This window comes from Paraburkholderia sp. Clong3, from assembly GCF_050436485.1.
GTDB lineage: Bacteria > Pseudomonadota > Gammaproteobacteria > Burkholderiales > Burkholderiaceae > Paraburkholderia > Paraburkholderia tuberum.
In genome coordinates this window covers 834,966-849,262 of the sequence record NZ_JBNDMH010000001.1, presented here as the reverse complement: position 1 = coordinate 849,262, position 14,297 = coordinate 834,966, and the positions used below count along the sequence as shown (strand labels likewise).

Sequence of the window (14,297 nt, the reverse complement as noted above, 5' to 3'; positions counted from 1 at the left end):
CCGATGAATAACCAGTGTAGGTGTCCGATAAGCACGCTGCATCGCGTTTGACAGCCGTTCGAGCCGCGCAGGATACTGGCTGGCGCGCCTCACGGCGCCCTTGCATTCGACCGGGAATCCACGTGAAGCCGGGCAAGACCGTTTCCGTTTCCGTCTCCGAGATTCCGCTGCGCTCGCGTTTGGCGGGTCTGCCAGGCGACGTGGCGGCGGGCGCCGTTTCGACGCTCGTCATGCTGTGCTATGCGATGAGCCTCGGCACGATGATCTTTAGCGCCGATCTTGCCCGCTACGCGATGCTGGGCGTGCCCACCGCGCTCGTGAGCTGCGTCGTCACGGCGCTCGTGATCGCCTTGACGAGTTCGATGCGCGTCAACATTGGCGGCCCCGACAGCAACGCCGCCGCCTTTCTCGCCGGCGTGGCGGCGGGGGTGGCCAGCAGCGTGCGCGCGGACGGCGGTTCACCGCAGACGCTGATCCTCACTGTGCTGATTGCCATCGCGCTCTGTTCGCTCATGACGGGCGTCGTGCTCTATGCGATCGGCTCGTCGAAGCGCAGCCGCTCCTTGCAGTTCCTGCCCTATCCGGTGCTCGGCGGATTTCTCGCGGGCACGGGCTACCTGCTGCTCGCCGGGGCGTTCCGCGTGCTGACGGGCCAGCCGCTGCAGTGGCACACGCTCGCGTTGCTCGCGCACCTTCACTGGCTCACGTGGGTTCCGGCGCTGGTGGTGGGCGTGCTGGCCACGGTACTGATGCGCACGTGGCAGCACATTGCCGCGCTGCCGCTCACGCTGGCCTTCGGCGTCGTGCTTTTCTACGTTCTGCTGCAGGTTGCCGGAGTTTCGATCGACGACGCGCGCGGCATGGGCCTGCTGCTGCCGCGCGTCAAGCTGCACCTTTCCGGGCTGCCGGAGTTGCACCTGGCCGCGAGGCTCGGACGGGGCGGCATCGACTGGTCGGCGGTCGGCGCGCATCTTCCCGAGAGTCTGGTGGTGACCTCGGTGTCGGCCGTGACGATCCTGATGAATTCAACGGCGATCGGCGCGGCCACCGGGGAGGACGTCGACCTCAATCGCGAGATGCGCGCCGCCGGCCTCGCCAATCTCGCGAGCGGACTGCTGGGCGGCATGGTCGGCTACCAGTCGTTCAATCGCTCGATGCTCAACGCGCGGGTGGGCGCGACGAGCCGGGTGGCGGGCGTGTTCGCCTCGCTCGCGTGTGTGGTCGTGCTCGCCACTTCGCCGGGCATCGTGGCGCTCTTTCCGGTGCCGGTGCTGGTCGGCCTTCAGCTCTTCATGGGGCTGCGCTTGCTCGTGCATTGGCTGGCGGGCGCCTGGACCAAGCTCAACTGGTATGAGTATCTGCTCGTGCCCGTGATTCTCGGCACTATCGCGGCGTATGGCGTGATCGTCGGCGTAGGGGTCGGCGTCGTTGCGGCGTGTGTGATGTTCACGCTGCTCTACGGTCGGGTCGGCTGCATACGCATGGAGTTCGACCTGCGCGCGCGGACCTCGAATGTTGAGCGCAGCATCGAAGACACCCAGGCTCTGCGCGCAATCGGCCCCCAGGTATGCGGAATGTGCCTGCAAGGGTTTCTCTTCTTCGGCACGGCCAATTCGATTCTGCAGCGCCTTCGCGAGCGATTCGGCGCCGGGACTCCGTCGCAGGTCCGCTTCGTCGTGCTCGACTTTGCGGCGACACATGGCATGGATGCATCCGTATCCATCAGCTTCGTCAAACTCAGGCAGCTCTGCGCAGCAAGAAGCGTGGACCTCGTGTTGACCGCGCTGCCGCCGCGCTCGCGCGATCTGCTCGTGAAGACCGGCACGCTCAACCTGAAGATCCATGAATTCGATACGCTCGATGCGGGTCTCGAGTGGATCGAAGACAAACTGCTTGCGTCGAACTCGCTCGCGATCGCGCATGGCGGCGATCTGCGGGCGATGCTCGAGCCGCATTTCACGGCCGGCGCGTTGAACGGCTTGATCGCGTGTCTGGAGGTGCAGGATCTGCTTTCTGGGCAGGCGCTGTTTCGTCATCGCGAGCCGGGCGACGCGCTGTATTTCGTCGAGCAAGGACGTGTCGCGATCTCGCTGCCGCTCGGCGATGGCCGCTCGGCGCGTCTGCGCTCGTTCGGCCCGGGCACGGTCGTGGGGGAAATGGCGGTGTACACGCAGCAACAGCGCAGCGCGGATGTGATTGCCGAGGCACCGACGCGCGTGTACCGCCTGTCGATCTCCCGGCTGCTCGAACTCGAACAGCAGGATCCGGCGACGGCGCAACAGTTGCATCGGTTTCTCGTGAAGACCATTGCGTTGCGTCTTGCCGTGGCCGATGAGGCACTACGCGCGGCTTTATGAGCGGCAGCGCCCCTGACCGGCGGCGCCCCCAACCCGTCACCACGTCCCGCTGAATGCCTGCTGTACCTTGACGGGATCGGTCACGCCGTTGACCACCAGCAATTGCGTCAGCAATCGCGCCTTCTGCGGATTCAGATCGAGCGATGCGACGAATCCGCGCTTGTCGTCGTCCACCTCGACGTTGCGGTTCACGAACCCCGACACCAGGCGCGTCGAGCGAACCACCACGATGCCTTTTGCCGCCGCGCGGTCGAGCGCCGCGAGGGCTTGCTTCGACATGTCACCATCGCCTTCGCCGGCGACGACGATGCCCTTCGCGCCATCGGCGATCGCATGATCGATCTGGCGGCCATCCATGTTGCTATGCGCGTAGACGATATCGACGCGCGGCAATTGCCCACTCGCGGGCAGGCTCAGCGCAGCGCGCGTCGATTGCACCGCCGGCATCACGAAGCGCACGCTGGCCGGATCGACATAACCGATTGCGCCGGCATTCGGCGACGCGAACGCCTGTACCGCCGTGGTATTGGTCTTGGTGATCCAGCGCGGCGCGTGAATCTGGTCGTTCATCACGACCATCACGCCTCGGCCACGCGACTGCGGGCTCGCCGCCACTTCGACGGCTTCGTACAGATTGCCGGGACCGTCGGCGCTCGCGGAACCGCCCGGTCGCATCGAGCCGACCAGCACCACCGGCTTATCGGAGCGCAGCACGTTGCTCAGGAAGAACGCCGTTTCCTCGATCGTATCGGTGCCGTGCGTAATCACGATGGCGTCGGCCTCGTTCCGCGCGAAGACCTCGTCGATCCGCCGCGCAAGCTGCAACCAGATCTTGTCGTTCATGTCCTGCGAGCCGACGTTCGAGATCTGCTCCGCGCTGATGCTCGCGAGCTTCTCGATGCCCGGCACGCCGCGCACCAGTTCCTGCCCCTTCACGTTGCCCGAGTTGTAGCCGATCGCCGAACGGGGATCGGCGGTTCCCGAGATGGTGCCGCCGGTGGCCAGCACCAGAACACGCGGCGTTGCCGTGACGGCGCTTGCCTGTTGCGATGGCGCGTCGGCAGCCTGTGCGCAGGTACCCGCGGCAAGTGCCGCGATCAGCAGTGCCGCCGAACCGCACAGCCGCCTTGCTTTTCGATCGATCGTGTTGCCGTTCATCTTTCTCTCCTCCATCGTTTAAAAGAGTCGCGTGCGTATGCACGCGACCTGTGACCGGAACAAGCTTCGTCGCTCACGCCGCCGACGACATCTTTCTTGGTTGCGTCAGCATGGCGGGTTGAAGAATCTCGTCGAGCTGCGCCTGACTCAACAGCCCTTTGTCGATCACGATCTGCGCGACGCTTTTGCCCGACGCAAGCGCTTCCTTCGCGACTTCGGTCGAGTGCGTATAGCCGATGTACGGGTTCAGCGCGGTCACGATGCCGATCGAGCTCTCGACGATCGCGCGCAGCCGCTCGCGATTCGCGGTAATGCCGTCGACGCATTTCGACGCGAGCGTGAGGCACCCTGCGCGTAAATGGGCGACGCTCTTGAACAGGCTGTGCGCGATGATCGGCTCGAACGCGTTGAGCTGGAGCTGCCCCGCTTCGGCGGCAAAGCTCACCGTCACATCGTTGCCGATGACTTCGAACGCGATCTGGTTGACGACCTCCGGAATCACCGGATTCACCTTGCCCGGCATGATGCTCGAACCCGCCTGCACCGGCGGCAGGTTGATTTCGCCGAGGCCCGCGCGAGGACCGCTCGAAAGCAGGCGAAGATCGTTGCAGGTCTTGGAGAGTTTTACGGCGACGCGCTTCAGTACACCGGAGAGCTGCACGAACGAACCGACATCCTGCGTCGCTTCGATCAGATTCGGCGACGTAGTCAACCCGATACCGGTTATTTCGCTCAAGTGCCTGCATGCAAGCTGCGCGTATTCCGGATGTGTATTGATGCCGGTGCCGATCGCCGTCGCGCCGAGATTGATCTCGCAGATGAGCTGGGCCGCTTCCTTCAGCCGCTCTTCGTCTTCGCCGAGCATCACAGCGAAGGTGCTGAACTCCTGGCCGAGCGTCATCGGTACGGCGTCCTGAAGCTGCGTGCGGCCCATCTTCAGGTCGTTGCCGAATTCCACCGCCTTGCGTTCGAACGATGCGCGCAACACGCCCATCGCGTCGACCAGTTGCATGATGCCCGCGTACGTGGCGATCTTGAGCGCGGTCGGATAGACGTCGTTGGTGCTCTGGCCGAGATTCACGTCCTCGTTCGGATGGAGAACCGCGTATTCGCCGCGCTGTTGCCCGAGATGTTCGAGCGCGAGATTGGCGATGACCTCGTTCGCGTTCATGTTGGTCGACGTGCCCGCGCCGCCCTGAATCACGTCGACGACGAAATGCTCGTGCGCGGTGCCTGAGCGCACTTGCCTGCATGCGTGCACGACGGCCTGCATCTTCACTGCGCTCAATAGGCCGAGATCGTAATTCGCGAGCGCGGCGGCTTCTTTCACGCTCGCCAGTGCGTTGACGAGGTTCGGATACACGGAGATCGGAATACCCGTGATGGGAAAGTTTTGCAGCGCGCGCAGCGTGTGTACGCCGTAGTACGCGGTCGCGGGCACGGCGAGATTGCCGAGAAGGTCGTGTTCGATACGTTCGGTCGGTGCAAGCATGATTACCTCTCAGGTTCTGAAATCGACAGGCGAGCGGGGTCATCCGGCACACCTCGTGTGCAGGTCCGTCGCATTGACTGGGTGATGCGGTTGGGTTATCGAGGCGGCGCTGTCGCGCAGGCGACACACTGCTTCGCGAGCACGTCGGTCGGATCGACCACGCTCACGCGCACGCCGTTCGCGCCGATCACATACGGCTCGCGAATCAGCAGCGGCAGTTCCGTGCAGCCGAGAACGATCACTTCGACGCCGTCGGCGACAAGCCCGTCGATCGCCGCGGCGAGGTCTTGCTGGCACTGCCCCGCCGTGAATCCGGCCTTCACGCCTTCCTTGCCGTAGATCGCGTCCATCACGCGCGCCTGCAGCGCGGGTGCCGGGACGACCTGCCGCAAGCCGTGCGATTCGAGCGCCTTTTCGTAGACGCCGCTCGCGAGCGTGCCGGAAGTCGCGAGCACGCCGACCGAGCGCAGCGCGGGAAACGACTCGCGCAGGTAACGCACCGTCACCGTCAGCATATTGACGATCGGCACGCCGAGATAAGGCTGTATCCGCTCGACGAAGGCATGCGCCGTATTGCACGGGATCGCGATCAGATCCGCGCCGCCCGTTTCGAGTTTCTTGCAGGTCGCATAGAGCGAGATGGTCGGGTCGGGTCCATCGCCGATCAGATTCTCCGTGCGATCCGGGATCTGCGGGTTCTGCTCGACGAGCAGCTTGATGTGGTCCTGATCGCGCCGCGCGGGCGTCGCGCGCACGATCTTGTGAATGAAATCGACGGTGGCCGCCGGACCCACGCCGCCCACCACGCCGACCTTGAAAATCGTCTCGGGCGTGTGGTACTGGCCGGACACCACGTACTGCGCATAAGCCAGGTTCGAATCGACGAGCGGCACGCGCAACGCACCGAGTTCGTCCGCGACCAGCGCGATCTCGGTGAGCCCCGGCACGATGACGTTGGCGCCCTGTTCGATCAGGTCCTCGCACGCCGCCCGCAGCAACTCGGCCGGACGGCCACGCAGATTGCCGCTCTTCACGCCATCCTCGCCATAAACGGCCTCGGTGACGAAATCGATGCCGTCGCCGATGCACGGGTGGATCACTTCGAACTCGGGCGCCGCGAAGTACTTCTCGAACAGGCGCCTGCGCCGCGTATGCGCCGACGCGAGCACGCCCACGCGGCGCACCGCGGGAAATCTTCTGCGCACGTGGCTGCGCACCGCATCGATCATGTCGACGATCTGCAGCGGCGAATTGGCCTTCAGTTCGTCGATGAACGTGTGACTCAGGAAGCACGGCAGCACGACCGTCGTCACGCCGCGCTTCTCGAAGCTGCTGATCAGATCGAAGATGTACAGCTTGCGCTGCGTCAACGTCTCGCTGTCGGCATCGGCGCTGCGAAACGGCTGCTGCTCGAAGATCGCATCGAAGTGCTCGGCGTCGCGCGTGGCCGGCGTCGATTTGATCAGTTTGAAGAACACGTCCGCGCTCGCGAGCGGGCCGAGCCCGCCCACCACGCCGAATTTGCGCGCGCTCGTGGCAGACGTTGCGTCCATGCCGCTCATTTCGTCTCGCCTTCGAGCCGGCCGAACGAAGCCGTCGCCATCGCCGTGCGGCGTTCCTGCCGCGTCACGCGCTGGCCCTCCCACTTCGCGATGGCTGCCGTCGCGATGCTGTTGCCGATCACGTTGGTCGCCGTGCGCCCCATGTCGAGAATCTGGTCGATCGCGAGCACCAGCACGACGCCCGATGGCGGCAGATGGAACATCGGCGCCACGGCCGCGACGACCACCACCGAGCCGCGCGCGACACCCGCCATGCCTTTGCTGCTCACCATCAGCACGAGCAGCATCACGATCTGCGTGCCGATCGGCATGTCGATGCCGAACGCCTGCGCGATGAAGATCGCGGCGAAGGCCTGATACATCATCGAGCCGTCGAGATTGAACGCATAGCCGAGCGGCAACGTGAAGCCGACCACTTTCTTGTCGACGCCGAATTCCTCCAGCTTCTCCGTCAGGCGCGGATATGCCGCCTCGCTGCTCGCGGTGGAGAACGCCAGCATCGCGGGTTCGCGGATCGCCTTGAGCAAGGCCCAGACCGGCTTGCCGAGAAACGCGTAGCCGGCGAGGATCAGCGCCGCCCACAGCAGCGCGAGCCCCGTATAGAAGCTGGCGACGAGCTTGCCGTACGTCGTCAGCACGTCGAGGCCATGCACCGTGATCGCCGATGCCAGCGCGCCGAACACACCGACGGGCGCGAGACGCATCACATAGTCGGTCAGTTTCAGCATGGTGGGCACGAGCCCTTCGACGCCCGCGATCAGCGGCGCGACGCGCGGGTCGGACTTGATCACGCTGAGCACGATGCCGAACATCACCGAGAACACGAGGATCTGCAGGATATCGTTGCGCGCCATCGCATCGACGATGCTGGTGGGGAACGCGTGTGTGACGAAGTCCTTGAAGTTCAGGCTCGACGTGTTGAGGCCGGTGGCCACGTCAGCGCTCGTCTGGGACATATGCAAGCCCGCGCCCGGTTGCAGCAGGTTCGCGAGCACGAGGCCGAGCGCGAGCGAGAACAGCGACGCGCACAGGAACCACGCGATCGAGCGCAGACCGATGCGGCGCACGTCGCTCGTGCCTTCCATGCCGGCGAGACCTGACACGAGCGTGGCGAACACCAGCGGCGCGATGATCATCTTCACGAGCCGCAGGAAGATATCGGTGACGATGGAAAAGTAGCCGGCGATCTCCTTCGCCTGCGCGGCATCGGCCGCCGTGCGATGGCAGACATAACCGACGGCCACGCCGAGCAGCATGCCGGCGAGGATGTAGAGGGTAAGCCGATTCTTCATGTGTCTCCGTCCTGAGATTATTTGTGACTGGACGGAATTCTAGAGACGGCAGAAAAGACGTGAATGCTAGTGTTGCATACGGCTATGCAAGTTTCGCATAACGCGGGATAACCCTAGCGGCGCTATTCGGCTGACCCCGACGAGGCCCGCAGATGCCGCCACAGCGTATCGAGCAGTTCAGTGCGGTTCGTGAGGTCGCGATACACGCGCAACTCCAGCTCCAGTTGCCATTCGGAGCGGCCGGCGGCGACAAGCTGGCCGCTGTCGAGTTCGGCGGCGATCGAGCTCTTCGGCAGCCAGGCGACACCCTCGCCTTCCAGCACGAGCTTCTTCAAGACCTCGGCCATGTCGGATTCATAGTGAAGATGCAAGGCGGGCGACGCTTTGCTCTGCTCCATCAGCAACGCGAAGCAGCGCCCAAAGTAGCTCGTCTCCGTATAGGCGATGAACGGCATCGGATGTTCGATCACGCCGGGCAGACGGTACACGTGCGCAAGCCGCTGATTGGGCCTGCATACCGGCATGAAAGTATCGACGCCCACGGTCACGCATTCATACCTGGTCGGATCGAGATGCAACGGCAGCTGCGGATGGTGATAAGCGAACATCAGCTCGCAGTTGCCGTTGACCAGCATCAGTATCGAATCGTGCACGTTCGCCGGAATCACGCGCGCGCGCACTTCGCCGACATGCTTGGACAGCGTGCGCAGCCACGCGGGCAGGAAGTTGAGCGCGATCGTGTGGCCGGCTGCGATCTGCAGGCTCGTGCCGGCGATGCGCTGTTCGGTGCGAATGATGGCGCGCGTGTCGAACAGCTTGTCGAGGACGTCTTCGGCCGCGTCACGAAACAGTTGCCCTGCCGCGGTCAGGGTCGGCGGAAAGCCGCTGCGATCGACGAGATCGGCGCCGACCCATTGTTCGAGCGACTGGATCCGTCTGCTGAAACCCGACTGCGTGACGTTGCGAAACTCCGCCGCCCGGGAAAAGCTCTGATAGCGGGCGAGCGCGATGAAGTCTTCGATCCACTTGATTTCCATCAGCCGTCGGTCTCCGGTCCGGCGACGAATGGACTCGCCGCTGCGCCCGCAATTCTACGCTTGGCCGCGCCGCACGCTGACTATCGGACCGGCGTCAAACCGCCATGCACAGGTACTTCAAGGTAATCATCGATCCCGTAATGCGAGCCCTCCCTACGAGCCCATTGCGCGTCGCCATGCTCGCGACGCGCGCCATCCCATCGACGATCCCGTCACGCCGGCGAGGTTTCGGTGTTCAGCTTCGACACCGCACCCGTCTTCTCGTCGTAGCGGTAGCCTTGTTTCTCGAGGTGAGCGTTGATCGTTTCGACGACCACTTGCTGCTGAATCTCCTTGCGCAGCAATTCATGCTCCGGCTTGATCTGGCCCAGTTCAGCGGCAAGCCGGCGGCTCAATGTCGCTTCGCCTGCGCCGCGGGCAAGGACGACCACCATTTTTTCATTCGCCTGAGCCAGTTGCTGCTTCAGTGCGTTCGAGTAGTCGGACCATTTCCTGACGGTCTCCCGCGCTTCGGCAATTGCGGCGGCATGCGCGTCCGCGTCGCGCGTCATCTGCGCCTTCAATGCCTCGAGCTGCTGAGAGTCGGCAGTCACCGGCGACGCCGACTCCGGGCCCGCGACGTTCTCGCTCGCCACCGCGCTTTCGGCCAGTTCGGCCGCGCGCTGCTGCTCCGCGTCGGCACGCTCCTGCGCCTCCGACAAGCTGGCCGACAGTCTCGCGATTTCGGAGGCGCCCGCGTCACGCTCATCGGTCAGGCCGGCGATCTGCGTCTGGACATTCTGCAATTCAAGTGCGGCGGCATTGCGTTCAGCCTGCGCGCCCGCGACCTCTTCCCGGCGGGCCGCGTGCGCTTCCTGCTCGGCCTGCAGCTCCGCGCGAATCGCTTCGAGCTCGCTTTGAAGACGAGCGACCGCTTCGGAATGCGCCGCTTCCAGCGCCGCACGCTCCGTTTCGTCGGCCGGCGTTTCGACGACTGACCCAGCCGACTCGTTCGCCACCTCGCCCTCGCCCGCGGCGGCGGTCTCCTCGTGCGAAACGGCTCGGCGCTCCGCGGCCAGTTCCGCGCTCTGCAGTTCCGCTTCGAGGAGCGAAACGCGGTCAGCAAGTTCCTGCGCGCGCTTCTCCGCCGCGTCGGTCCGTTGCACGGCGAGCGCAATGTCCTCTTCGAGACCGGCTACTGCGTCGACTTTCTCGTCGTAGGCGCTCGTCATCTTATCCAGTTGGACTTGCAGCGCATCGAGTTCCTAGACGGTGGTTTGCAGTTCCGCAAGCGCGTCGTCGCGCTCGTCGCTGGCGTCCTCGACGCGCTGGCGCATCGCGGCGAGGCGTCGCGCCACCGCGCGTTCCGCTTCATCCTGCGCTGAGCTCCAGAGCCGGTCGAGCGCATCGCGCATGGTGTCGGTCACGGTTTCCGGCAACGCAGGACGTTCGACGACCTGCGGCACGCGCGGGGCGCGCGTTTCACGCCACTTGCGCAATGCCGCTGCCACCGCGACCACCGAGCCTGTATGGACTTCGGACCAGATGGCTACCGGAGACACCTTCTCGCCTTCTTCGGCCAACCGGTTTGCGATTTCAGCGACGAGTTCGTCCGTGATCGTAATGTTGCTTGACATGCCTGCCTCGACAAAGTGCACGTGGTGACGAATACCGTTTCGTCGTTCGGGAGGCGGCCCCGCGCTGGGACTCGCCTCGCATACCTACGAATTGTCGAGTACTTCCCCGGCGGTCAATCGTTCGAAAAGCCGAGGTTACGGGGAGGTATTCATCGGATTGCGCCACCAAAGGTCCGGCACACATGCATTCAGAGCTTTCCGGCGATCCGATCCGCGTGATACGACGACCGCACGAGCGGCCCCGACACCACTTCCATGAACCCCATCTTCAAACCTTCGTCGCGTAGCATGTCGAACGTCGCGGGCGGCACGTATCGCCGCACCGCCATGTGAAACCGCGACGGCGCGAGATACTGGCCGATCGTCAGCACGTCGACGTCATGGGCACGCAGATCGCGCATCGTCGCGAGCAGTTCGCTGTCGGTCTCGCCGAGCCCGGCCATCAGGCCGGATTTGGTCAACACCGCCGCGTTCTGGCGTTTCGCGCGCGATAGCAGTTCGAGCGAACCGAGGTAGTCCGCGCCGGCCCGCGCCGCCCGATACAGCGACGGCACCGTCTCGATGTTGTGATTAAAAACGTCTGGCCACGCCTCGGACAGAGCATCGAGCGCGCGGTCGATTCGCCCGCGAAAATCCGGCGTCAGGATTTCCACGCGAATGCCCGGCACGCGCTCGCGCACGAGCGCAATACAACGCGCGAAGTGCGCGGCGCCGCCGTCGCGCAGATCGTCGCGGTCCACCGATGTAATCACGACGTAGCGCAGCCCGAGCGCCGCGACGGCGTCGGCAAGCCGCGCGGGCTCGTCGTCGTCGAGCGCTTGCGGCCGTCCGTGCGCCACGTCGCAGAACGCACAGCGCCGCGTGCAGATCCCTCCCATGATCATGAATGTCGCGGTGCGCTGCGCGAAACACTCGCCGATGTTCGGACACATCGCCTCCTCGCAGACCGAATGCAGGCTGTGCTCGCGCAGCACCGCCGCCATGCCCGCGACGGTTTCGCTCATCATCGGCCGCGCGTGCAGCCAGGGCGGCTTCGGCAATACGGTCGAATGGTCCGCCGGCACGATCTTCACCGGAATGCGGGCGAGCTTGTCGTGGTTGCGCTTGCCATGCTGGCCAAGCGCCGTGAGGCTGTCGGTATGAGGAGCGGCGTCCATCGCGGTTATCCGAAGAACTCGTTGAGCAGGCGGTTCACCTCCGATGCAGCCTCCATCTGGACCATGTGTCCTTTGCCGTCGATCACGTGCACACGCACCTGAGCGGGTAGCCCCTGCGCATGCGCGGCCGGAATGATCTGGTCCTGCGCGCCCCAGATCACCAGCGTGCGCGGCGCGAGCGTGTCGAGCCGTTCGCGATAGACGCGGCGCTGCACGCCGCCTTCGAACGCGGACGCGGCAATCTTGCGCAGCGCGACGCTGTACCGGCGCATCGCGCGGCTGGGCATCGTCGGGCCGCATCGCACATAAGCGGCATTGCGATCGCCCGTCTGAGTCTGCCGCTGTGCAGACAGCGTCCGATTCCCACGCCCTCACCCGCAGAGTGAAATCTTTTCGCAGTTCGTCCATCGCGAGCGAAAAGATTTTATTTCGGCACAACCCTGCTCCCACGCGCAGTTTGTGCCGACAGACAGGCATGACTTGCCGGACTCAGTGATCGGTCGCAACGAGAGACCACCCACGACCGCGCATCGAATGTCCTGAACGGCTCACGCGAAGCACTCGCGACCCGAAGGACTCCCCAACTTCTCTCCGGATTCCTTGCGGGCCGCCTCGCGGCAGCTCGCGCTATTGTCATGATTGCGCGACGTCAATTTCTTGGTTGTCTCACTGCGCTCGGCGGAAGCGTCGTATTGAGCGCGTGCGGTGGTGGTGGTGGTGGTGATAGCGGTACTGCGGATGCCGGCGGCTCGTCCACGGGCAATTCCACGAACCCGTCGAGCACGACGGCGGCACCCTCTACGGGCACGGCAACCTCCGGTATCGCGACCTCGACGGGCACGACCAGTTCCGGTACTACGACTTCGACTAGCGGCACGACGACGGTGGCGAACGGCTCGTCGCCGACCGCCTCGACTGGAACGGCCTCCACCGGTACGTCCGGCTCGACCTCGGGCGACAGTTCTGGCGCTCCATCGGACCCGAACTCGGGGTCACCCGGCAACGCTTCGAACGCTTCGCCACAGAACACGACCATCCCCCCGGCGACGGTGATTATCGACAGCCAGAACGCGTCGTGGACCCTGGTCGGCGGATCCGTCTACAGGAACGGTGTCGCGGCGGGCAACACCTACAACGTCTCGTTGATACTCTGGTACGGGGGTACGATCTATCACGAGGGAACCGGCGGCCAATTTTACGGATGGAATGGTTCGGGATGGCAGTCGTGCAATGACCCACGTTTGGGCGGCACCTCCGTCGACGGCACCATGATCCCGCCCGCGTCGTATCTGATCGACAAGGTCGGCGCGATATGGACCGTCGTGAACGGTGTCGTGTACCGCAATCGGAGTGCCGTCGGCACAATGTCGAATGCTGCGCTTCTGCTGTGGTACGGCGGCAAGTTCTGGGCACAATCGACCGGCGGTCAGTTCTACGTGTGCGCCGATGCGGATGAATGGTTGCCGTGCAACGATCCGCGCATCGCGACCGCGGCGCCGGCCGGCTCGTTTCACGGTATCAACGGGCATTACGATTATTTGTATTCGACGTCGCAGCTCGTGTCGATCATGCAAGCCCTGGGCTGCTCGACGTACCGGCTCAGCTGTACCGACTACGCACCGCAACTCGCCGCGGTCGTGGCGTTGGCACAAGCATTCCAGCCAGCGGGCTTGACCCTTTTCGTGCTGATCGATGCCGGCATCTACGACAGTAACGGCAACCTGTTCACGAGCGAATCGGCGGCCTATACACGCGGCTTCAATTGCGCGGTAACTGTCGCGACGACGTTGCAACCCCACGGCGTGACCCTGTATGAATGCGGCAACGAACTGACGCGCGCGAACGGGATCATTCTCGACCCCACCAACGCAGGAACGAGCGTCGTCGACTTCAACAATGCGAACTGGCCGCTGATGCGCGGCGTGATGCGCGGCATGATCGACGGGGTCAAGTCGGTGCAGGCGGATGCTAAATGCGGCGTCAACTTTTGCGTCGCGGACACCGGCGCATCCGACGCTCTGTGGGATGGCAAGCAGCCCGATGGCACGAGCGGCCATCCGACCGTCAGGTGGGACTTGACTACGTGGCACAACTACGAGGTGTACGGCGACATCTTCGATATCGGCTCCGACGGGTCCGGCCCGGGCTTCGATTTGCCCACCTATTGCAAGGCCCGATATGGCGTCCCCTTCGTGATCTCGGAATGGAACACAGGACCGGAGAAGACCGAGGCGTACCGGGCCAACTACATCACGTCGCGCCTGCTCACTTACTATCAGGCGAGAAAGACGAAGAACATTCAATCGGCGATGTATTACGAGCTCGATAGCGGGGACGCAACTTACGGTCTGGTGATCAACGGCACGGCGCTTGCGCTTCCGTACAATGCGTTCGCGAGTTTTGTCGCGAGCCATCCCGATAGCTGAGCGTGCGCACTCGCTGAGTCCGCGCGCTGCCTACGGTCAATTCGACCTGCGTGAGACGTTGACGGATAACCCGTCCCGGCCGAGACCGCGATAGGTCTCGTAGCCCGGGGCGTCTCGTAGCCCGGGGCGACGAGTTGCGAGAGTCAGGCGACCTCTGTTGCAACGCGGCTGTGTCCGTGCATCACGTTACGCCCACAGCC

10 protein-coding genes and 1 pseudogene are annotated in these 14,297 nt (G+C 64.3%); 2 read left to right on the top strand and 9 right to left on the bottom strand.

All coding sequences use genetic code 11. The features are described 5' to 3' along the window. Positions 1 to 122: 122 nt before the first annotated feature. Positions 123 to 2,357 carry an SLC26A/SulP transporter family protein gene (locus tag OKW30_RS04015; RefSeq protein WP_429346039.1) on the top strand — a complete coding sequence of 745 codons (2,235 nt, stop codon included), beginning with the start codon at positions 123 to 125 and terminating at the stop codon, positions 2,355 to 2,357. Positions 2,358 to 2,393: 36 nt separating this feature from the next. Here OKW30_RS04015 and OKW30_RS04010 read toward each other — a convergent pair whose 3' ends face one another. The 9 genes and pseudogenes from OKW30_RS04010 to OKW30_RS03970 all read right to left on the bottom strand — a co-directional run. Then, positions 2,394 to 3,515, bottom strand: a complete 1,122-nt coding sequence (locus tag OKW30_RS04010; protein ID WP_429346038.1) for an asparaginase — start codon at positions 3,513 to 3,515, stop codon at positions 2,394 to 2,396. A gap of 73 nt (positions 3,516 to 3,588) precedes the next feature. Further along, positions 3,589 to 5,007 carry an aspartate ammonia-lyase gene (aspA, locus tag OKW30_RS04005; protein WP_429346037.1) on the bottom strand — a complete coding sequence of 473 codons (1,419 nt, stop codon included), beginning with the start codon at positions 5,005 to 5,007 and terminating at the stop codon, positions 3,589 to 3,591. A 95-nt stretch (positions 5,008 to 5,102) separates the two neighbouring features. After that, positions 5,103 to 6,569, bottom strand: a complete 1,467-nt coding sequence (locus tag OKW30_RS04000) for an aspartate/glutamate racemase family protein (RefSeq protein WP_429346036.1) — start codon at positions 6,567 to 6,569, stop codon at positions 5,103 to 5,105. After that, positions 6,566 to 7,861 carry a dicarboxylate/amino acid:cation symporter gene (locus OKW30_RS03995; protein ID WP_184073154.1) on the bottom strand — a complete coding sequence of 432 codons (1,296 nt, stop codon included), beginning with the start codon at positions 7,859 to 7,861 and terminating at the stop codon, positions 6,566 to 6,568. Before OKW30_RS03995 ends, OKW30_RS04000 begins: the two co-directional genes overlap by 4 nt. A 122-nt stretch (positions 7,862 to 7,983) precedes the next feature. Next, a complete protein-coding gene (locus tag OKW30_RS03990; RefSeq protein WP_429346035.1) occupies positions 7,984 to 8,898 on the bottom strand; it encodes a LysR substrate-binding domain-containing protein in 915 nt (304 codons plus the stop codon). A gap of 212 nt (positions 8,899 to 9,110) precedes the next feature. After that, complete coding sequence (locus tag OKW30_RS03985; protein ID WP_429346034.1) at positions 9,111 to 10,109, bottom strand: DNA-binding protein; 999 nt, start codon at positions 10,107 to 10,109, stop codon at positions 9,111 to 9,113. A gap of 33 nt (positions 10,110 to 10,142) precedes the next feature. After that, entirely contained in the window at positions 10,143 to 10,514 is a 372-nt protein-coding gene (locus tag OKW30_RS03980) for a DNA-binding protein (protein WP_429346033.1), read from the bottom strand. A 188-nt stretch (positions 10,515 to 10,702) separates the two neighbouring features. Then, positions 10,703 to 11,671 carry a lipoyl synthase gene (lipA, locus tag OKW30_RS03975; RefSeq protein ID WP_429346032.1) on the bottom strand — a complete coding sequence of 323 codons (969 nt, stop codon included), beginning with the start codon at positions 11,669 to 11,671 and terminating at the stop codon, positions 10,703 to 10,705. Between the two features lie 5 nt (positions 11,672 to 11,676). After that, positions 11,677 to 11,925, bottom strand: a pseudogene (locus OKW30_RS03970) (alpha/beta fold hydrolase); the annotation flags it as partial. 381 nt (positions 11,926 to 12,306) lie between these two features. On the opposite strand from OKW30_RS03970, the gene OKW30_RS03965 reads away from it, so the two are divergent. Continuing rightward, the gene (locus tag OKW30_RS03965) at positions 12,307 to 14,097 is read left to right on the top strand and encodes a hypothetical protein (protein WP_429346031.1); all 1,791 of its coding nucleotides are present in this window, start codon (positions 12,307 to 12,309) and stop codon (positions 14,095 to 14,097) included. The last annotated feature ends 200 nt before the right edge of the window (positions 14,098 to 14,297 follow it).

Bases quoted from the DNA above. Each gene is read 5' to 3' on its own strand.
- OKW30_RS04010 (WP_429346038.1), bottom strand. From the start codon at position 3,515: ATGAACGGCAACACGATCGATCGAAAAGCAAGGCGGCTGTGCGGTTCG.
- aspA (WP_429346037.1), bottom strand. From the start codon at position 5,007: ATGCTTGCACCGACCGAACGTATCGAACACGACCTTCTCGGCAATCTC.
- OKW30_RS04000 (WP_429346036.1), bottom strand. From the start codon at position 6,569: ATGAGCGGCATGGACGCAACGTCTGCCACGAGCGCGCGCAAATTCGGC.
- OKW30_RS03995 (WP_184073154.1), bottom strand. From the start codon at position 7,861: ATGAAGAATCGGCTTACCCTCTACATCCTCGCCGGCATGCTGCTCGGC.
- OKW30_RS03990 (WP_429346035.1), bottom strand. From the start codon at position 8,898: ATGGAAATCAAGTGGATCGAAGACTTCATCGCGCTCGCCCGCTATCAG.
- OKW30_RS03985 (WP_429346034.1), bottom strand. From the start codon at position 10,109: ATGACGAGCGCCTACGACGAGAAAGTCGACGCAGTAGCCGGTCTCGAA.
- OKW30_RS03980 (WP_429346033.1), bottom strand. From the start codon at position 10,514: ATGTCAAGCAACATTACGATCACGGACGAACTCGTCGCTGAAATCGCA.
- lipA (WP_429346032.1), bottom strand. From the start codon at position 11,671: ATGGACGCCGCTCCTCATACCGACAGCCTCACGGCGCTTGGCCAGCAT.
- OKW30_RS03965 (WP_429346031.1), top strand. From the start codon at position 12,307: ATGATTGCGCGACGTCAATTTCTTGGTTGTCTCACTGCGCTCGGCGGA.